Here is a 20,476-nt window from a genome sequence, read left to right as displayed (position 1 = left end):
GCGGCCGCGCTGCCGGGTTGCCGGCGCGGCCGCGGTGTCGTCGACGTCCGCGCGTTCGGCGCCAGAGGCGACGGTGTCACCGACGATTCCCGCGCGATCCAGGCGGCGGCGGCCGCGCTGCGCCCGCACCACACGCTGTACTTCCCCAGGGGCACATACCGGTTCGCGCAGCGCCGGCCGTCAGGGGACGCGGCGATCGTCGTCACCGGTGTCTCCGATGTCGCTGTCGAGTTCGATCCCGGTGCCGAACTCCTGATGGACAACCTCGACCCCGCGACGCATACCGGGACCAGCCACGGCGTGCTGGTGCAGGGCCCCGTTTCGCGAATCGCGTTGCGCCGGGTGAACGTTCGCTGGGCCGCCGACGCGCAGCGCTCCCTCGGCGACGGGATCAGGGTCCTCGGCCGCCCCGACGGCGGTGCACCCGTCGCCGGGATCAGCCTCACCGACTGCGTCGTTCGAGCCAGCCCGCAGGCGGGGGTCATCTTGATGGGGGCGTCCGATATCGCCGTCACCGGACTCCAGGTTGCGGGCACCAAGGCGGACGGCCTGCACTTCAACGGATGCCGACGAGCCACAGTCGACGACTACCGCGCGGTGAACACCGGCGACGACGGACTGGCGCTCGTCACGTACTTCTCCCGCGAACCCGCCTTCGACACGGACTCGGCCACGTTCTCGTTCCCGTCGCTCACCGACTGGTCCAACGCGGACTTCACCGTCACCAACGTCCACGTCACCGGCGGGAAGGCCAACGGCGTCCGGATCGCCGGCGCGAAGCGGGTGGCGGTCAACCAACTGAACGTCACCGGCGTGCACTCCGGTGCGGCGGTGATGGTCGACTCCGCCGAACCCGGCGCCGACGTCGGCTGGAACTACGTCGCGAGCCGCGGCGTGAGCCTCAAAGGGGTCGTTGCGGCCAACTGCCACACGGGAATTCACCTGCTGGCGCGACCGGGGGCGTCCGGCGATCGGCGCTTCACCGACTTCGATGTCGCAGTCGACGGCGCGAAACTCGACGGTTGCGACAACTGGTCGGTGCGGGCCGAGTCGATCACCGAACGCCAGGTGAGCGGCCTGCGCCTGCAGAACTGCGCCATCTCGTCGGTCTCGACGACGGGCGGCAACGGCGGGGTCGGGATCGGCAACGCCCGCGACATCTCCCTGGCGGACGTCTCGATCCGCCACGCGAAGCCGGTGGCCGCCTTCGACACCGTGAACACCGGGAAGCTCACCGTCGACCGGCTGAGTGTGCGGGTCGATCAGCCCTGACGGGGTCGCAGCCTCGACGCCGTCACCGCGCTTGCGGCGGTGATCAGCAACAGGAAGATGACGATGCCGTAGATCAGGATCTGCACCCGCCAGACCTCGAGGAAGCAGTACCCGACCACGCCCGCGGACGCGGCGATGACGGGGCTGAAACTGAAGATCCGCGCGAAGGCGTACCCGGCGAACCCGTACGCCACGATGGTGTAGAGCCAGCCCCAGGTGCCGTGTTCGGCGTAGGTGTCGGCGAACACCGAGTTGGTGAAGAAGTTCCCCGCGAAGGTCACCGAATAGCCGTACACCGACGACTGTTTCCAGCTGTCGTCCTTGGCGACCTTGTTGAACTGCAGGAAGGTTGGCTGCACGGCGGCCACCGAGGTCACCGGCCCGCCCTGGTTCTCCCAGGCGCCGCGGGCCACCGCATCCGACACCCCCAGTGACACCTGCGCCGGGACCGCCAGATACGCCCCGGACTGGTACACGTTCATCGCCACCGGGTTGGAGACCCCGGCGTCGCGGTAGTAGTTGGCGTTGCGGACGTAGTTGAGCATGGTGAGCACCGCGAACCCGCTGAGCGCGATCAGCGCGACCGCGATCACCGTGCGCGCCGGGGATCCGGCGCCCGCTTCGCGGGGTTCGCGACCACGTACCCAGGCGGCCAGGTACACGGCAAGGGCCATCAGCAGCGAGAGCCGGGAGGCGATCATCGCGTTGGCGACCAGCAGCAGCACCCCGCCGACCATGTACGGCCACCCGACGACCTTCTTGCGCCAGAGATACACGCCGATGGGCGCGGCCAGGATGGTGGCGTACCGCAACGTCTGCGGGCCCGCGAACCCCGACAGCGCATTGCTGAAGTCGTTGGCGGTCTGCTCGCTCAGCGACGCGATGATCGCGGGGATGCCGCCGACCTTCATGAACGAGTAGCCGACCCCGACGGCGCCGGCGGCCAGGATCAGGAAGAAGTAGCGCCGTTCGAACCAGGCGGTGTTGGTCGGGTCGCTGCCCGTCAACGGCCGCGACCGGTGGGTGCCCCACCAGAACCCGACCATCGACACCATCACGATCGCGAAGTACCACACCAGCAGCAGCGCGATGCCCTTACCGCTCACCGGGGCGGGGGCGGAAAATCCCGTCAGTGCCTCCGAGGCGGTCTGGGATCGTTCGAGTTGTTGCATGGCGACCAGGACGAGCCACGCCAGGAACGACATGGCGACGGGCGCCAGGATCAACACCGCGGGCGTGAACCACGCCGGCGCCCGGGAGGAGGTCTTGGCATGGCGCACAACGGTTGTGGTGGCGTCGTCGAGGGTCGTCACGGGCTGCGCCGTTCCCGCAGGCGTCCAGAGCCGAAGGTGGCGGCGTAGTCCGGCGCACCGCGGACCGCGGCGATGTGGTAGACGACGGCGGTGATCATCTCGGCGACGACGAACGCGGCGAAGATCGCGGCCGTGGACTGCCACACCAGCAGGAAGCCCACGCTGATCACCAGGTAGACGACCGTGCTGGCGCCGCGAATCCAGAACACCAGCACGGTCTTTCCCGCCTTGCGCAGCGCGGCGAACGGCACCGTGGACACCAGCATGGCCGCTTTCCACAGGGCGGCCAGCAACAGCGCGGCGACACCCACGCCCTCCCACGCCGGGCCGAAGACCAGGCTGCCGAACCCGCCGAACGCGGCGGCCAGCACCACGGCCATGCCGAGCACGAACACCGCGACGAACGACGCGAGTTCACCCCGGTGGCCGTGGGCGAGCAGCCGATACCTGCCGTACGCCAGGATCGGTTCGACCGCGCCGGCGACCGTGGAGATGACGCGGAAGGTCACCGACGCGGCGGGGCCGACCATGACCAGCAGCAGGGAGGTGATCGCCGGTTGCACGGCGCCGACGACCGCGGTCTCGGCGGTGACCCACGCCGATCGGCGGACATCGGGCGGAAAGCCCATGTTCGGCATGGCTTTTCGTGGCTGGTACCGGACGAGGACGGCGAGGAAGGCTCCGATCGCCAGGACCCGCACACAGTGCGGGCTGTCCTGGGTGGACATCCACAGCGCGATGACGCTGGCGATGATCAGCACCGTGGCGCCGAGGCCCTCGCGTTGCCACTCGCCGTTGACCACCCCGATCGAGCGGGACATCAGCAGGCCGGTCATCACGCCGATCGAGCTCGCCATCAACACGGCCGAGGACGCGACGGCGGGCCCGATCACCAGCAGCCCGGCGGCGGCCAGGGCGAACACCACCACCCACGACGGCAGCCCCGGTTCGCCCTCGGCGTTCGGGGTGGCCAGCCGCCCTTCGACGATGAACGCGTTGAACAGTTGCGCGACGTAGACGCCCACGGCCAGCGACAGCGCGAGGAAGCCCTGTGTCTCGATGGGGGCGATCCGGGCGTAGATGGCGATGAAGATCGCCGGGAAGACGTTCAGCGCGACACCGGCAACCACCTGGACGGCGGTGTGCAGATGCTTGCTGTCAGGCATCTCGACGGGTCGCCAGCGTCTGTGCCACCACGTCGGCCATGTTGGCGCGGAAGATCTCCGGCGAGAACTGTTCGGCGCGGGCCCGGATCGCCGCCGGGTCGAAGCGGCCGCCGTCAAAGGTTCGGAACGTCTCCGCGAAGTTCGTGACGACCTCGGCGTCGCCGGCGCCGGTGACGAACGTTCCGGTCACGCCGTCGACGACGCTGTCCAGCGCGCCACCGACACCGAGGGCGATCACCGGCGTTCCGCAGGCCATCGCCTCGACGGGCGTGATGCCGAAGTCCTCCTCCCCCGGCATCAGCATCGCCTTGGCGCGGCGGTACAGGCTGCGCAACTGCTCGTCGGACACCCGGCCGAGGAAGGTGACGTCACCGCCCGCGGCGAGCTTCCTGCACTTGTCGGCGTCGCGGCCGTCGCCGGCGACGACGAGTTTCACGCCGGCCGCCACGGCGGCCCTGATCGCGACGTCAGGGCGCTTGTAGGCCACCAGGCGTCCGGCCAGCAGGAAGTAGTCCTCGCGCGTCTCGGTGGCGTCCGGCGTGTAGAGGTCGATGTTCACGGGAGGGTGCACGACCTGGGACTCGCGGTTCCAGTGGTCCCTGATCCGCTGCGCGACCGTCGTGCTGTTGGCCACGATGGTCGTGATCTTCGGGGCCGCGGCCAGTTCGGTCCTGATCGCCAGCCGGGACAGCGCGGCGAGCGCGAGGCGGCCGGGCAACGTCGATGCCTCCTCCTCCCGCATGGCCTTGTTCCACGCCCACCGCGCCGGTGAATGGACGTACACGATCGTCGGTATCGGGCCGGCGGCGTGGACCGCCGCGGACGCGGCGAAGTGATGGCTGATGATCACCGCATCTACCGCGCCGAAGTCCCGGCGCCGGAACCACGCCGGCACCAACGGCAGCAGTGGTGCGTAACTGCGGTAGCCCGCCATGCGGTACGCCGATGACAGCCGGCCGGTGCTCACCCGCGAGGCGAACGACGCGGGGACCCGCGGATCGACGATGGGGATGCTGACCGACGCATCCGGCCACTGCCGGGAGATCTCGGCGACGACGTTCTCCGAACCCGCGACCTCGGTCAACCGTTCGTGAACGATAGCGACCCTCACAGGGGGCTCCCCGCGTGTCGACGTTTCCGTAATCTCCCAGACAGCCCTCGGCGGTGGGTGAACACCGCCACGACCGGCGCGGCCGAGGCGGCGGTTGCCGAGCGCAGCGTCACCACCTGGGCGACGGTGTCGACTTCGATTCGGGCCACGAGGACGATCGCGGTGGCGCCGGCGACCATGTCGGAGCTCAGCGAGGTGTCGCCGACGACACCCCCGTCGACGACCTGCGTCGTGGGCGACTCCCGCGACGCCGCATGATGCCCCGAGGAGTTCGGCGCGGCCGCGGGCCGGCTCTCGGCCGCCGCGGATTCCAGCAGCGACACCACGACCGAGGCCCCCGACGACGACGATGCGCCGAGGACCAGGATCACCCCGCCCGGCCCGGTCGACGGACACTGGGCATACAACGTGCGCGCGAGCCGAACCTGCTCGTCGGTCCAGGCGTCGCGCGGCGGCAGGTCGAGGTCGACGGCGGGCAGGAGCACACTGTCGACGCTGCCGGTCAGGGTTTTCACCACCGAACCGCGGCCCGAGCGCCGCCGCCGGGCAAGCAGGAACGCCACCGCACACGCGCTGCCGACCAGCGCGCCGAGGATCGCGCCGATGAGCCACTGCCCGGAGCTCGGATGGTTGGGCGTGGGTGGCTGCATGACCAGCAACGTGCTGGCCTCCGCCGCTTGGAGCTCGACGCTCTCGCGCACGCGTTGCAGCTCCTGCGTGCGCGTGGGGTCTGCCGCGTCACTGCGTTGCCACTGCGCCAGCGTGGGCAGGATGACCCGCAGCTGCGCGTCGACGCGCTGCTCGAGTTCCTGGCGGTAGAGGTCGATGGCCGCCTGCACAGTCCTGATGGCGTCGTCGCGGGACGCGCTGCTGTAGCTCACGGTGACCACCGGCGACTCGCTGGCCTGCGCGACGGCGAGTTCGGCGGGCTCGTCCATGGCCATCTTCCTGGCCACGGCCTGACTGAAACCCTCCCCGGTCATGTAGGCGATCTCGCCGGCGACGAAAGTGGCGGTGTTGGCCTGGTTGTCAGGGGTGATCTGATCGGCCCCGCCCGCGATCGCGGTCAGGTCGGCCGGATTCTGGAGTCGCAGGAAGGCTGTCGCGGTGGTCTCGGAGGACAGCGCGCCGAAGGCCAGCCCACCGACGAGCGCACCGACGCAGAGGCCGATCACAGCGCCGATGATCAGCTTGGTCATCACGAGGCGGGATTCGAGCGACGAGATCAGCGCGATCGCCGACGCGGGCACCCTCGACTCGTTGGCAGACAACGTTGCGGCGCTCCGTCCTGAATCTCGTGCGATCAACAATCGTAGATGGGCTCTGGCGACTTGCCGGCCAGACACATGGGTTGGCGCACATGTCGGTAAAGACCCTTGCGGCTCAAGACGTCGCGTTGTTCACGCCAAAATCCCTGCGACGCAGATACAGCAAAGTGTGGTTGCCCGCCCCGGTTACCGATGCCCCCGATCCTATTGCATTCGCCAACGCCTACGAGTCGTTTGCGCAGGTCTTCGGACAGGGGCCCGCCCAGCGGGACGTGGGGCGGCGCGTTATCCACCACGGTGTGCGGTTTGCCGGTATCGTCCGACGCCGGGGGATGAGAGTCCGAAGCCCACCCACTGGAAAAATGGAGCGGCAGTGTCTCTTGAGGTCAGTCGTGTCATCTACGCCGCCTGGGACCAGGCGGCGATGGACGCGCGGTCGTCTCGGACGCCGAAGAGCCGCAACACGATCGGCCGGGTGCTGTGCATGCTGCTGGCGGTGCTGCTGACGACGACGCTCGGCGCCCCCGGTGCCGCGCACGCCGACCCGTTGAACTCCGACCCTGCGGCGGGCGGCGAGATGTCGTTGCGGTGGACCGCGCTGGGCCTGCCTGACGAGTTCACGTTGGTCGGCGCCAACACCAACCAGGACTTCACGCTGCCGGTGCAATCCGGGTTCAGTCCCCGACGCCTGCGTGGACTGATCCACGCCCCAGTGGATTTCGGTGCGGGGTTCGTCGAGATCACCGACAGCAGGGGCACACTGCTGGCGACTATTGACCTGCCCGCGGTGACGCCGAGTCAGGCCGTGGTGCCCTTCGACGTCGACATCGCGGCGGCACAGGTCAGCGAAGCCACCATCGGACTGTCGTTCACGGTGCGGGAACCCGTGCTGCCGCCGGAGCAGCGGTGCGGGCTCGGGGAGCGACTTCTGCTCAGCGACCTCAGCGCTGTGTTCGCCGGCGTCGAACCCGCGCCGACCACGATTGCCACGTTCTTTCCTCCCGTGCTGCAGCGGCTCACCATCTACGCGCCGGTCGCCGCCGACGACGCCGAACAGCAGGCGGTGCTGACGCTGACCTCGGCGGTCGCCCGCATGTACCGGCCGCAGACGCCGGCGATCAGTGTCGTCAGCCAGCCGCGCGGCACGGCTCCCCCGGCGGCGGCGCAGTTCACCCGGGCGGTCGTGGTCGAAAACGGTGACGCCGGAATCGATGTCGTCAACGCGGACCGCGCCGACGTCTACCTGAAGGTGACCGGCCGCGGCGACCAACTCACCGATCAGGTCTCCCTGGTGGTGAACCGACTGCAGTCCCTGGCGCAGGTGACGAACGCGCGGGTCGACCAGGCCGGCTCCGAAGGTGCCGCCGACTCCGACGAGATGACGTTCGGCCAGTTGAACATCAGTGGCGAGCAGTCGGTGCTGCGGACGGCCGATCTGACTGTGGGAGTGGACCGTTCGGCGTTGGGGGCGGGACGTGTCGAGAGCCTTCAGATGCATCTGCTCGCGTCCCATACGCCGGTTGCCGACCTGGACTCGGCCAGCGTGATGGTCAGCGTGAACGGTCAGGCGGTGCACACGGAGCCGCTGGGCGACAGCGGGCGTGTCGATGCGACGTTCGAGGTGCCGGGTGAGTTGCTCAGGCAGCGAATCAATTTCGAGTTCGGCCTGACATTCAGCCCGCGGCAGTTGTGCAGCCCGACGATCGCACCGCTGACGTTCCAGCTCGATCCGCTGTCGACGTTGACGATGCGACGTGGCGGCCCGCCTCTGGGCGGGTTCGGGGCGGTGCCGTCGGAGTTCAGTCCGGAGTTCCTCGTCGCACTCGACGGCAGCAACCCGAATCAACTGGATTATGCGACGCGGGTGGTGGCGGCCATCGCGCAGCGGACCGCGACGACGTTGACGCCGCGGGTCGTCGACGTCAAGGCCGCCGCTGACGCCACCGCGGGCGCGTTGATCGTGGCGAACGCCGCGGCGGTCAAGCTGACGTCGTTACGCCCGCCGATCGGTGGGGAGGGTTCCGCCGTGCAGGTCGACCTGAGCAACGAACTGCGCGCCGACATCGACGACGGTCTGGGATCGATCCAGGCTTTCGCCGACCCACCCCGCAACCGGTCGGTGATCCTGGTGACCACCACCGGAGCGTGGTCGCTGGTCGAGCCGCTGTTCGGTTACATCGACCAACTGCCGGACGGCTGGTCGAGCCTCGACGGTGACGTCGTGGCGGCCGGCGCCGACGGGACCGTGACGAACCTGTCGATCGGAACCGACGACGTCGTGTCGTCCCCGTCTGAGGAGACGACCACCTGGCCGGTCTGGGCGGCTATCGGTGCGGGATGCGTCATCCTGGCCGCGCTTCTGGTGGGCGCGGTGCTGTGGCGGCGGCGCGGACGCAGTGCTGAGTAAGCACGGGCCCGCGATCTCTCCGGATTAGCTGGTAGGACCGCGGCGGCAGCGTATCTTTGTGCGAATGGAAGCGGCTCTGTGTCGGTGCGGCCACGACCGTTCGGCTCACCAGCACTACCGCGCCGGAACGGACTGCGCGTCCTGCGAATGCCCTCGATTTGTGGCGGGCGGCAGCAGCTTTCGCGGCTGGATTGAACGGTGGGCCTCCCAGCTGCTCGGTCGGTAGATCTCGGCAGCCTCAGCTCGGGCGCAGTCGGGAGGCGCGCCGAGTTATGGGCCCTAACAGGCAGCATTAATGGCTTCTGGGATTGCTGACTGTCAACCAGTGTGCCGTGATAGGGCCTAGGAATCCTTGAGGGCGCAGGTAAGACTCAGTAGGCGCCGGAGCCGCCGAACATCGCTTTGACGGTCTTCAGTGCGATCAGCAGGTCGGAGATCATCGACCAGTTCTCGACGTAAAACATGTCGAGGCGCACTGAATCTTCCCACGACAGATCCGAGCGTCCGCTGACCTGCCAGAGACCGGTGATGCCGGGACGAACCAGCAGTCGGCGCCTAGCGTGGTCGTCGTAGGACCTGACCTCATTGGCCAGAGGCGGGCGGGGTCCCACAACGCTCATGTCACGCTTGAGGACGTTGATGAACTGAGGCAGTTCGTCGATGCTGTACTTGCGGAGGATCTTGCCGACGGGCGTGATTCGGGGGTCCTCGCGGATCTTGAACAGCACCCCGCCTTCGCTCTCGTTCAGCGCGGCGAGTTTGTGGACCATCTTGTCGGCACCGTCGACCATCGTGCGGAACTTGATCATCTCGAAGGGATCGCCGTCCAAGCCGATGCGCTCCTGGCGGTAGAAGATGGGCCCCCTGCTGCTGAGCTTGACCGCGGCAGCAACGCCGAGCAGGATCGGTAGCCCGAACAGCAGTACGGAGCCGGAGAAGAGAACGTCGAAGAGGCGCTTCTGAAATCTCTTGGCACCGTGGTACTGCGGCTTCTCCACGTGGATCAAAGGCAGCCCGCAGACCGGGCGCATCTGAAGCCTTGGACCGGCGACGTCGACGACGCCGGGCGCGACGAGCAGGTCGATATCGAGCTTCTCGAGCTCCCACGACAGGTCTCGGATTCCGCGTCCGTTGAGACGCTCGGTTGCGGTGACCGCGACAGCGTGGCTGTTGGTAGCAGTCACGGCGCCGACGACGTGGGATTCATCGCCGAAGGTCGGGATCTCCCCGACGCCTGGGACGTCGATCTTCGTTCTGGGAACTGGTCCTGGGATACAGGCACCGACGACCTCGTACTCGGAACGCGGTTCGCGGGCGAAGGATTGGGTGAGGTCGCGCACCGCCGAAGCGCTGCCGACTACCAAAACTCTCGTGATGCACCGGCCGTGCTTCTCACGTACGTGCCGAATCACCAGGCGCGCGAGGTATCGGAAAAAAATTAGAAAGAAGATGCCGGCTGGCAACGCGATCACAAGATATCCGCGGGCGATCTCGAGCTTGAACAGCATCGAGACGATGGCCACGCCGCCGAACACTGCCAGCGTGGCGAGCCATACACGCCGGTACTCTTCTGCGCCGGAACCGATGACGCGGGCCGAGCGCGAGTGGTTGATCGACAACGCAGCCATCCAGATGACGGCAATGGCGATCGACACCACTGTGTAGTCGAGGCTTCCAAACGTGGATATTTCCCCAGCCAACCCGCCAAAACGCAGCCATTGCGCAAGGCCAACAGCCAGGACTACGCCGACTAGGTCAATCGCTACCAGCCGACGCGCATACCCACGTTGCCACGCCGGAACCTTCGCCGGAATCGGAGCGATGTTTGCTGCGACTTCCAGCCGATCAATACCCGCCGTCATGTGTCCCCCCAGACGTTCTACCCCTTGGGCTGGAACTTTATCCCAATCGTTATCAACTTCTCAACCGGAACGGGATGTTCGCTCGGCAATGTGACGAAGTGATCCACGCTGCAACCGCCTGTTCAACGCAAGACGACCTCTTGGCGCCGAGATCGGCTGTTTGACCGTAGGGTGCACCTGAACCAGTTGCCCTGCTGGGGCGCTAACGGCGATGCAGCCGGCGCACGTCGGGTGTTAGATAGACCATCAATCCCTGCACCTCGTTCGGATTGGCTCAGCAAACGCAAGATCGCCAGGATGGTGATCGTTCTGTTTGAGCCCGACTGCAGCTCAGCTGCCCCTGATTGTTAGACCCGTCCTGTCGATGACCCCATATTGCAGCGGAAAATGTTTCACACCGCGGGCTCGACCAGTGACGTCTGCAGTCGGTCGACCAGCCCGGTTGTCGCATCATCTCTAGCCATCTCGGCGCGGCGAGCAACGAACCCCAGGCGCTGCGCGTCCCGGCCACGCGAGTTGCCGCGACATGCACGGCTACCCATGGAACTTAGACCCGTGGAGTGTGCACTACAGCGTCTTGATTCGAATACCCGCGTGATACCCAGCTATGCGCGCGACGTCTTAGTCGACCGTCGCAAGAGTTCGAGAATCGGCGCCAAGAGGTCAGCGATCTGCGCACCGACCGTGACGAAGACGTCCGCGCCACTGCCTATTGGGTCCGCTATGTCGAACACGTCTCTCGCTGTCAGTTGGGGACGAAGCGCGGCAAGGTCCATAACAGTCTGCGCACCGAACTCCGTCACCAGACATGCCGCCTCTGCCAGAGTGAACGTTCTATTGAGCATTCTTGGTGCGCACTCCAAGACAGCATCGCGGTGGTTTTTCGTCATGGTCAGGACAAGGTCGGCACTTAATGCAACCTTCGGCGTGAGCTGTTGAGCAGTGAAGTTCTGCGCGTCGCCACCCAAGCTTTGAAGGACCAGAGCGGCTTGATCGTGAATCGGGTGGCCGATGACCGCTCTGGTTCCAGCGCTGGAGGCGGCCAGGTCTGGGACCTGAAGCCTGTCAGCATAGGCCGCTACCAATCTCTCTGCGGTAGGCGATCGACAGATGTTCCCGGTGCACACGAATAGAACGTTCAGAGCCGATCCCCCCTTAATAGGCTGAGTGTCCGTGCCAGACATGGTGGCGCTTACTAAACCGAACCTACATCCTGTCGGGCGCTCGGTTCTTCCCAACGCTTCCGACCACATTGGGGCTATACAAACATCCTCAGAGGAGCGCTCACATCCGCAATACCGCCGGTGGACGGAGTCGACCCTACGCAACCTCACTTCAGGGATCCAGGACCCAGACGGAGTTCCAACTCTCACCATCTGTGACGGGCCGGAGTCCGCTACGGGTCGGCTTAGACGAATTGTCTATGCAACGATGGAAGTGTGCGGGGGATAATTCTAGCGGGGGGGTCGGGTACGCGACTTCACCCGATCACGCTCGGGGTCTCAAAGCAGCTGATCCCGGTCTACGACAAGCCGATGGTGTACTACCCGCTGTCGACACTGATGCTGGCGGGCATCCGCGAAGTCCTTGTGATCACTACGCCCCACGACGCTGAGCACTTCGTAAGACTGCTCGGAGACGGGTCGCAGTTTGGGATCTCCCTGACGTACTCTCAACAGGCTTCGCCAGACGGACTAGCTCAGGCGTTTACGATCGGCGAGAAGTTCGTTGGCGGCGAGAAGGTGGCTCTCGTTCTGGGCGACAACCTACTCTATGGACCAGGCCTCGGCAGCCAGCTTAAACGGTTCACCGAGGTGGACGGCGGCGCGATCTTCGCATATTGGGTCGCTGAACCGTCAGCCTATGGCGTGATCGAATTCGATGATCGCGGGCTCGCTGTGTCTCTTGAAGAGAAACCGAAACAGCCGAAAAGTAATTACGCAATCCCCGGACTCTACTTTTACGACAATGACGTCTTAGAAATCGCGCGGAAGCTGGCGCCAAGCGACCGCGGTGAGTATGAGATCACGGATGTCAACCGAGCCTACTTGGATCAACGACGACTCCATGTGCAACTGCTGCCGCGAGGTACTGCCTGGCTGGACACCGGGACTTTCGATCAGATGACGGACGCCGCTGATTACGTCAGAACGATGGAGCGCCGTACAGGCTTAAAGATCGGTGTGCCAGAGGAGATCGCCTGGCGGCAGGGCTATCTCAGTGACGACGAGGTTCGGTCGCGCGCGGAGAAGCTGGTGAAATCTGGCTATGGCAGGTATCTGTTGGAGTTGTTGGATAGGGGACTTTGACCCACCACCTTTGCGCCCGCCCCTTTAGACATGGCCCTACTGCCATAGCGATAACTCGAACTCTTCGCCTTAAGCCAGCGTCGGACCTGCTTCGAGATGAGGGCTCGAGTCCAGCTCGACAAGTGGAACTACCAGACAGGAGAAGGTTGCATGACGCGACTGCTCGTGACCGGAGGCGCGGGGTTCATTGGTTCGAACTTTGTACATCACGTTCTCGCGCACACGGATCATCACGTAACGGTGCTCGACAAACTCACATATGCTGGCAACCTTGGCTCGCTTATCGGCCTGCCTGAGCATCGAATGAAGTTAGTCCACGGCGATATCGCCGACGCGTCCATAATCGACGGGCTGGTTGCAGGGGCCGATGCCATCGTGCATTTTGCCGCTGAGTCCCACAACGACAACTCACTCGACAACCCCGAACCATTCCTACACACCAACGTGCTAGGAACATTCACGCTGCTGGAGGCTGCGCGTAAGCACAGCACCCGTTTTCATCACATCTCGACTGACGAGGTCTACGGCGACCTACAGCTTGATGACCCAGGCAGATTTACTGAGACGACTCCTTACAACCCTTCCTCACCGTATTCTTCGACGAAAGCCGGTAGTGATCTGCTGGTTCGCGCATGGGTACGCTCCTTCGGCGTCGCAGCGACCATTTCAAACTGCTCAAACAACTACGGTCCATTTCAACATGTCGAGAAGTTCATCCCTCGCCAGATCACCAACATCCTGCGCGGCATCCGCCCAAAGCTATATGGCGAGGGCCGGAACGTGCGCGATTGGATCCACGCCGACGATCACTCGTCGGCAGTCTTGACCATCCTCGAGCAAGGCCGCACCGGCGAGACGTATCTGGTGGGTGCCAATGGAGAAAAAGATAACAAGACCGTCGTCGAGCTAATTCTCTCACTTATGGGTCAGCCTGCGGACGCTTACGATCACGTTAATGATCGCGCCGGTCACGACTTGCGGTACGCGATTGATTCCACCAAGTTGCGGACCGAACTCGGTTGGGAGCCGAAATACGGTGACTTCGAACAGGGCCTCGCTGCTACCGTCGATTGGTATCGCCGCCACGAAGAGTGGTGGTCCCCCACAAAGAGCGCAACCGAGGCGTTTTATGCGCGGCTCGGGCAATGATCGAGAGACGTCGTTGACCGAATACGGCAAGCCGCTTCAGGCGATTTCGACCCCTATCCCAGGTCTTACGGTCTGGGAGATCCCCGTACACGGCGATAACCGCGGCTGGTTCAAGGAAAACTGGCAACGGCACAAAATGATTGCCGCCGGCCTTCCCGATTTTGGCCCGGTCCAGAACAACGTATCGTTCAACCACTCGGTAGGCACAACCAGGGGGATCCACGCAGAACCCTGGGACAAGTTCGTTTCGGTCGCCAGCGGTCGAATTTTCGGCGCATGGGTTGACATGCGGGCTGGACCCAGCTTCGGCACAGTCTATTCCGCCGAGATCGACCCGTCGCGAGCAGTCTTCGTCCCGCGCGGAGTAGGGAATGCATTTCAGACACTCGACCCAAACACGGTTTATACGTACCTCGTCAACGACCACTACTCCCCGGATGCCGCTTATACCTCGTTGAACTTGGCCGACGAAACTGCGGGTTTCGACTGGCCCATTCCCCTCGAACGCGCGGAACTCTCAACAAAAGACCGGAACAACCCTCGGTTACACGAAGTAGCCCCGATCGGGCCCCGCAGGACGTTGGTCGTTGGTGCGAGTGGCCAACTAGGACGCGCGTTGCGCGAATTGTACAGCGACCCAACGCATACCGATTTCACGGACCGGTCACAGCTTGATTTGGCCAGCACGGACCTGCAGGCGTCTCGGCGCTGGCGCGATTACTCAGCGATTATCAACGCCGCGGCCTACACCGCTGTGGATGCAGCTGAGACTGAAGACGGTCGAGCTGCAGCGTGGGCAACGAACGTCGCCGGAGTCGCTGCACTTGCGCGGGTTGCCAGCGAGAATGGCATCACCCTTGTTCACATCTCGAGCGATTATGTTTTCGACGGCACCGCGGACCGACCATACCGCGAAGATGATCCCGTCTCGCCGCTAGGCGTCTATGGACAAACCAAAGCAGCCGGCGACCATATAGTGACCACCGTGCCCCGCCACTATATTGTGCGCACGTCTTGGGTTATTGGTGAAGGTCACAACTTTGTTCGAACAATGCAGGCGCTAGCGGAGCGCGGGCGTAATCCCACTGTCGTTAACGACCAATACGGGAGACTGACCTTTGTTTCAGAACTGGCACAAGCGATACGCCATCTGCTCGACACGCACGCGCCTTACGGGCTATATAACGTGTCAGGAACTGGGCCAGTGACATCATGGGCCGACATTGCGCGAGCCACATTCGCACTCACCGGTCACGACCCCAATCGCGTGACCGGCGTTAGCACCGAGACCTACTTTTCCGCGTCAGCTGGGCCGGTTGCTCCTCGACCACACAATAGCGTTCTTGAGCTCACCAAAATTCACTCCACGGGATACACACCCAGTTCGTCGGCTGACTCCCTTATAAAATACCTGCAATCGAGCGAGCCTCGCTCTGCGAACCCTACGTGAAAGAAAAGGCAAGCAACCGATGGTTCGCCGTCCTCAAGAGAGCCCGTTCATCTGCGCCATCAATATGACCTTACGTGTACGAACTTAAGACTACTGGCTGTAGATCTCCGGTCGATTCGGATCGCTGATTGTTGCGGGCCTTTTAACTACGGAAGGGAACGATGTGAGCATAAAGGGCGTATCCCGTGCGCCGTTAAGAATCGCAGCCTTTGGTTTTCGCAGCTACCCCCCACGCGAAGGCAGCGCAGGTGCTGACAAATTCGCGAAAGAGCTCCTGCCCAGGCTTGCGGCGCGGGGCCACGATGTCATCGCTTACAACCGTGTGTATCCGCAAATGGAGCCCGAAGAACGCTTAGATGAGCTTGACGGTGTGAAGATTCGATCTTTTCGTACCGTAAGTTCTAGAGGTTTCGATACCATCATCCATTCGACGAAAGTCACCTTCGATATCATCCGATACAACCGCGCAGATATCATCCACATCCAGAACGGCGGTAACAGTATCTTCGGCGCTGCGCTTCGACTCTTCGGCAAGAAAACCTTTCTTAGTCAAGACGGCCTCGACTGGGAGCGCGATAAGTGGCCATGGTACGCAAAACTGTACCTATTCTTGTCTTCATTCTTGACCGCCCACGTCCATTCGGCAGTGATCTTTGATAACGTTTTTGCGCGTGAGGCGTTTACCAAACGATTCAATAAGGAATTCGACTTCATCCCTTTTGGGGCCGACGTCGATTACGAAAGAGAGGACTCCCTTCCTGAAATATTAACACAATTGGACATACGTCCAGGGGAATACTTTCTCTTTGTTGGACGGTTCATTCCCGACAAAGGGCTTCACTGGCTCGTGCCTGCCTTTGAATCACTGGAGACGAACAAAAAGCTGGTGCTCGTCGGTGGGTCACCGAACCCCTCACCGTACGAAGCCGATATTAGACGAACGGCCGATCCGAGGATCATATTCGCCGGCTTTCTCTACGGCCCAGATGTGCACCGTCTAATGAAGAATGCATACGCGTATGTCCAGCCCTCGGCAATTGAGGGGCTCTCGCCCGTAATCCTCGAGGCAGCCTATCTCGGCGCTCCGATCATCTGTGCGGACATACCACAGAACCAATACGCTATGGCCGGACACGCACTGTACTTTGAAAAGGGGGACACGGCCGATCTCGCATTCAGACTCGGTGAGGCTCTTTCAGATCCGGTTGGAATGCAGGAGAAAGCGGTAGCAGGAGCTGCTTACGTCGGAGAACGGTTCAGCTGGGACTCGGTGGTCGAACAGCACGAAGCGATATTTAATAGATAATGCCGCGTCAGCAGATAGTTGCCGCAGAACAATACGGCGTCCTTATTCGACGTGTACGGTGCTCTCGATCCGCATCCGCGGGACTATCATGTACGGTGCTCTCGATCCGCATCCGCGGGACTATCAGGTCACAGGTAAATTTTGTAGTAGCCGGCGAGATACTCTGCAAGGCCAACTCTCCAATCGCGCATAACGTTTACTTGACGCAGTTGAAGCTTGCGGTTGAGGAGCCGCTCAGAATCCGGACGCGCGGCGAAGTATTCTTTGGCAAAGAATGAGGAATCGACCTCATTGATCGTGACTTGATCAGACATGCCTAACAACTTCACCATCTCGCCAGCCACTTCGAGTCGACTAGTGAGGCCCTCGCAAACCATGTTGTAGAGGCCCCAATACTCGTTATCGAAGAGCACTTTCACATTCGTGGCGAAATCGTGCGTGTATGTCGGCGTGCCCAGCTTATCGTTCACTACGTTCAGTTCCGTTTTACCAGCCCTCAACTGAGCCATCATCTTCTGCACGAACTTCTTGTCCTTGGCGGGACCGCCGCCCATCATCCATCCAGCGCGGCACACGAGGTGGCGTCGAGCGTGTTCGACGACGAATCGCTCGCCGGCGTACTTCGATCGCGCATAATGCCCAAGGGGGTTAGGCAAATCCCAATCGTCGTAGACCTGCTTAGCGCCGTCAAAGATTCCAGCGGTGCTGATATATAGCAGCGGGATGTCAAGTTCGTTGGCGATGTACACAGCATTCTCGACTGCCATCGTATTGGTGGCGTACGCTTCCTCCACGTTCAGCTCGCAAAACTCTAGACTGGTGTGCGCCCCAAGGTGAAAAAGTGCATCGGGCTTGAATCGCTGCACGTCCTTGCGGTAGCTGTCGAGGTCTCGGAAGTCCATGTAAGACAGCCACGTTTCATTGACGTCAATGTCTGTACACCGAAGGTCGACATCTCCGAACTTTTGGTGGAAGGCCTCGCCCAGCATCCCGCCGCAGCCTGCGATGTAGATCTTGTTCAATTCCACTCCATTCGTTGCACATGGTGCCGCTCTTCGCGAGTCCGCACCTCGTCTTCGTTGGGCGCATGTGACTCCCGGTTGGAACCCCTGTGGTAGATGAGCGCTTTACCACAGGTCCCCCCAAACTATCGGAAAGGTGAGCGCTCCAAAACGGGCCCAGGCCGACCACAAAAAAACCTCCCCGACCCCGAACCACCCCGATCGCACACAATATCCGGAAACCGCACCGCCCGGACACTCACGTGGCCACACCACGTACAATTGATAACGCTAGACCAGGCACCGCTCCCGTCGGAGATACCTCGCCACATCTTTCCGGCCCCTCCGTCGGTTTTCCGCTCCCACAGCAAATCCAACCAGGAACAGTCACAACGCGAGCATCCTCGAACCCGCCTCGCGGCCCGTTCTTGCTTGCCACAAGGCGGCCTGCTCGATCGTCTCTGCGCGCTGATACTCCATCTTCGTACCTTCCCCCAAAATGACTGTATTTCCGCGGGTCACTAGGCCGATGGGCTCTCTGAGGTGATAGCTGTAGGCGCTGTAGGCCCCTTCAAAGATATTGTTCTGAACCGCAATATCGGCCGGAAGACCCCACTCGTACGTCAGTAGATGGACTCGAACCTGCTGATTCGGACGAAAATCGGCGAAAGCCGAATACCCGGCGCGCTCACACATATTGCCATCCACAAGAATCCGCTTAAACCCAGCGTCGGGATTGTTACCCGTGGACCAGAACTCAAATGACTGCGTACAGTCCCGAATGTGGTTATTGCGAAATACCATATCTTCCCACGTGAGAACGTCGGAGCCGGCTTTACCCTGACAGGTATAGGCCGCGTCGTAAATCTGGGAAATCAGGTTATCCTCAATCGTCCATCGCTTGGCGCCGATCCAATTTTCGATTCCGTTGCCATATCGGACCATTTCATTCTTGAAACCTGGAAGAAAACTACCGCCAATATAGTCGATTATGCAGTCGCTTATAGTCACATCGGCGCCCACTCCCGTAATACCGTGTCCACCGCTACCTGTTACGTGGATACCTTGGACGTTGATTGATCGTAAGTCGCAATTGATGACGGAGCCCGACTCGCCCCTCGGTGCTGCCCTGATGTTTTTCGATAGATGCGCGGGATTATCATACGCAGCGACGTAGAGGGTTTTGGTTGAATTGTCCGAGCAGAAGTCCCATGCACTTTTTAGATCTTCGATCCGCGTTTTCTTACCCGCCTTGATGATACCGTCGACCACGAGATGGCCAATATTAGAGTCGCGAGTGGCGTTGTAGCCACTGTGGGTCTCTGGAGAGCCCAAATTGACTTTCCAGACACCGGCGGAGTGCTCCAACCAGCCCGCGGACCTATTAAGCACCTTGTGCATGGACAAGATGGGCTTCGATCCGGCACCGAATGCACCGATGGTACTGCCCTCTGGCGGAGTCAATTCACCGAAAAACGTGTGACCCCGCTGAAACAACGCTACCGCTCCACATGGAAGCGATGAATTCACCTTCTCAATACTCGCCCACGCAGTCTCCTTTGTAAGCCCGTCAGCATTATCGCTGCCCGACGCTGAAACATAAAACGTCATGGGCGACGGTGTGGCACCCGTAACTGCACCGAGGAGCAGTATCCCCGCCCCTGCCAAGAATGGGCGGCGAGGAAGCGCCGAGGCCCTCACACGCACCGCCCCTTCCTCGCTTGCTATGTCAATTTGCGGCGTCGGAGCCTCCACAGCGGCGCCTATGACTCCATACACGTTACTTGTCGCAGTGGCCAAACGCCGAACGACAGAGTCAAGCACGTCGTCTTGCCTGACTTCGGACATTTGGCCTAGTACCCGGGTTTGATGCCGAGGTCGGTGAGGATCTTGCGCTGAGCTTCGGGAATGGCCGGTGGGAAGGTCTGGGCCCTGACTTCGGACATTTGGCCTAGTACCCGGGTTTGATGCCGAGGTCGGTGAGGATCTTGCGCTGAGCTTCGGGAATGGCCGGTGGGAAGGTCTGGGTGGATCCGTTGATGTTGATGGTGGCGCTGCGCAGTGGGCGTAGCTGCTTGACGACCTTGGCGATCGACAGTCCGGTGCGCGACTGGATGGCGTGGGCCACGGCCAGGGCGGTGAACACGATCGTCAGGTGCGCCTCGATCGCCGGGCGGGTGTGGTGGTACATCGGCCGGCCGCGAAGGTCGCTTTTGGACATGCGGAATGACTTCTCGACATGCCACAAATCGTGGTATTTCGCCATGACTTCGGCGGCGGGCATGGCCGTGGCCGGCACGTTGGTCACATAGCCCTTGAGCCCGACCAGGGACTGGGCGCGAGCCAGGTTGGCCTCGTCGACCGCGCGGTCATCACCGCGCACCTTCACAAACCGCGCCGACTTGGCTTTCTTGGTCCCGGCCACGATCGCTCGGGCCCGGGCTTCCTGGGCTGCGAGGGTCTTCTGGTCGCGGCGTGCGCGTTTGGCCGAATAGGACCAGATCGCCCGCCACGCACCCGGATGCTGCTCGGGATCCCAGACCGGCTCGGGTTGCCGTCACGTAATTCCTCATGCTCGGGCCCTGCTGTGGTGAGGGTAGCGGTTGGTTCGCGGGGTTGTCAGGTGGTGGCGGGTCCGGGCCGTTTCCGGGGCCGGTAGGACGGTCCGTCCATCAGGACTTGGTGGCTGGTGTTGATCAGCCGGTCGAGCAGTGATTCAGCGACGACCGGGTTCGGGAACAGCGGATACCAGTCAACTGGAGCTGGCACATGTTCGTTGTGGCTGATTTCTCCTGCTAGCTGGGCTTTCGGCTGTTCTGCGTGTCTTAGCGATCGTCAAGGCGTGATCGCAGGCGTGATCGC

Annotated in this window: 14 protein-coding genes and 2 pseudogenes; 6 read left to right on the top strand and 10 right to left on the bottom strand. The window is 62.7% G+C overall.

From position 1 onward, the window contains the following. Nucleotides 1-1,272, top strand: a 1,272-nt coding sequence (locus tag H7I57_RS23230; RefSeq protein ID WP_264026356.1) for a glycosyl hydrolase family 28-related protein, incomplete at its 5' end; no start/stop codon positions are given. Here the strand turns inward: H7I57_RS23230 and H7I57_RS23225 are convergent. From H7I57_RS23225 to H7I57_RS23210, 4 genes are read right to left on the bottom strand one after another with little or no spacing between them, the layout of a single operon-like run. Then, nucleotides 1,263-2,585: an O-antigen polymerase gene (locus H7I57_RS23225; protein WP_264026355.1), complete on the bottom strand. Its 1,323-nt coding sequence runs from the start codon at nt 2,583-2,585 to the stop codon at nt 1,263-1,265. The two genes, H7I57_RS23230 and H7I57_RS23225, sit on opposite strands and share 10 nt — an antisense overlap. After that, complete coding sequence (locus H7I57_RS23220; RefSeq protein ID WP_264026353.1) at nt 2,582-3,751, bottom strand: hypothetical protein; 1,170 nt, start codon at nt 3,749-3,751, stop codon at nt 2,582-2,584. The genes H7I57_RS23225 and H7I57_RS23220 overlap by 4 nt, the downstream gene beginning before the upstream one ends. Beyond that, a complete protein-coding gene (locus tag H7I57_RS23215) occupies nt 3,744-4,862 on the bottom strand; it encodes a glycosyltransferase (protein ID WP_264026352.1) in 1,119 nt (372 codons plus the stop codon). The genes H7I57_RS23220 and H7I57_RS23215 overlap by 8 nt, the downstream gene beginning before the upstream one ends. Then, nucleotides 4,859-6,133, bottom strand: coding sequence for a hypothetical protein (locus H7I57_RS23210; RefSeq protein WP_264026351.1), 1,275 nt, complete (start codon nt 6,131-6,133; stop codon nt 4,859-4,861). Before H7I57_RS23210 ends, H7I57_RS23215 begins: the two co-directional genes overlap by 4 nt. Before the next feature lie 370 nt (nt 6,134-6,503). On the opposite strand from H7I57_RS23210, the gene H7I57_RS23205 reads away from it, so the two are divergent. After that, complete coding sequence (locus tag H7I57_RS23205) at nt 6,504-8,537, top strand: cellulose biosynthesis cyclic di-GMP-binding regulatory protein BcsB (protein WP_264026349.1); 2,034 nt, start codon at nt 6,504-6,506, stop codon at nt 8,535-8,537. A 371-nt stretch (nt 8,538-8,908) separates the two neighbouring features. Here H7I57_RS23205 and H7I57_RS23200 read toward each other — a convergent pair whose 3' ends face one another. Further along, nucleotides 8,909-10,399, bottom strand: coding sequence for a sugar transferase (locus H7I57_RS23200; protein WP_264026347.1), 1,491 nt, complete (start codon nt 10,397-10,399; stop codon nt 8,909-8,911). Nucleotides 10,400-11,004: 605 nt separating this feature from the next. Beyond that, nucleotides 11,005-11,541, bottom strand: coding sequence for an arsenate reductase/protein-tyrosine-phosphatase family protein (locus H7I57_RS23195; RefSeq protein WP_264026358.1), 537 nt, complete (start codon nt 11,539-11,541; stop codon nt 11,005-11,007). Nucleotides 11,542-11,838: 297 nt separating this feature from the next. On the opposite strand from H7I57_RS23195, the gene rfbA reads away from it, so the two are divergent. From rfbA to H7I57_RS23175, 4 genes are all read left to right on the top strand, one after another. Continuing rightward, complete coding sequence (rfbA, locus tag H7I57_RS23190) at nt 11,839-12,708, top strand: glucose-1-phosphate thymidylyltransferase RfbA (protein WP_264026346.1); 870 nt, start codon at nt 11,839-11,841, stop codon at nt 12,706-12,708. Nucleotides 12,709-12,858: 150 nt separating this feature from the next. Further along, nucleotides 12,859-13,857, top strand: a complete 999-nt coding sequence (gene rfbB / locus H7I57_RS23185; RefSeq protein WP_264026345.1) for a dTDP-glucose 4,6-dehydratase — start codon at nt 12,859-12,861, stop codon at nt 13,855-13,857. Nucleotides 13,858-13,870: 13 nt separating this feature from the next. Next, on the top strand, nt 13,871-15,307 hold the full coding sequence (locus tag H7I57_RS23180; RefSeq protein WP_264026343.1) for a sugar nucleotide-binding protein: 1,437 nt from the start codon (nt 13,871-13,873) through the stop codon (nt 15,305-15,307). 163 nt (nt 15,308-15,470) lie between these two features. Continuing rightward, nucleotides 15,471-16,613, top strand: coding sequence for a glycosyltransferase family 4 protein (locus tag H7I57_RS23175; RefSeq protein ID WP_264026342.1), 1,143 nt, complete (start codon nt 15,471-15,473; stop codon nt 16,611-16,613). Nucleotides 16,614-16,741: 128 nt separating this feature from the next. Here H7I57_RS23175 and H7I57_RS23170 read toward each other — a convergent pair whose 3' ends face one another. The 4 genes and pseudogenes from H7I57_RS23170 to H7I57_RS23155 all read right to left on the bottom strand — a co-directional run. Continuing rightward, nucleotides 16,742-17,635: an SDR family oxidoreductase gene (locus H7I57_RS23170; RefSeq protein WP_264026341.1), complete on the bottom strand. Its 894-nt coding sequence runs from the start codon at nt 17,633-17,635 to the stop codon at nt 16,742-16,744. A 366-nt stretch (nt 17,636-18,001) separates the two neighbouring features. Then, nucleotides 18,002-19,225: a right-handed parallel beta-helix repeat-containing protein gene (locus H7I57_RS23165; RefSeq protein ID WP_264026340.1), complete on the bottom strand. Its 1,224-nt coding sequence runs from the start codon at nt 19,223-19,225 to the stop codon at nt 18,002-18,004. Between the two features lie 340 nt (nt 19,226-19,565). After that, nucleotides 19,566-20,171: pseudogene (locus H7I57_RS23160) on the bottom strand (IS1634 family transposase); the annotation flags it as partial. A gap of 62 nt (nt 20,172-20,233) precedes the next feature. Beyond that, nucleotides 20,234-20,377 (bottom strand): annotated as a pseudogene (locus H7I57_RS23155) (ATP-binding protein); the annotation flags it as partial. Between the last annotated feature and the right edge of the window lie 99 nt (nt 20,378-20,476).

The sequence above is a fragment of the Mycolicibacterium pyrenivorans genome (assembly GCF_025821625.1).
In the GTDB taxonomy this organism is placed as follows: domain Bacteria; phylum Actinomycetota; class Actinomycetes; order Mycobacteriales; family Mycobacteriaceae; genus Mycobacterium; species Mycobacterium pyrenivorans.
This window is presented reverse-complemented; position numbering and strand designations above follow the sequence as displayed.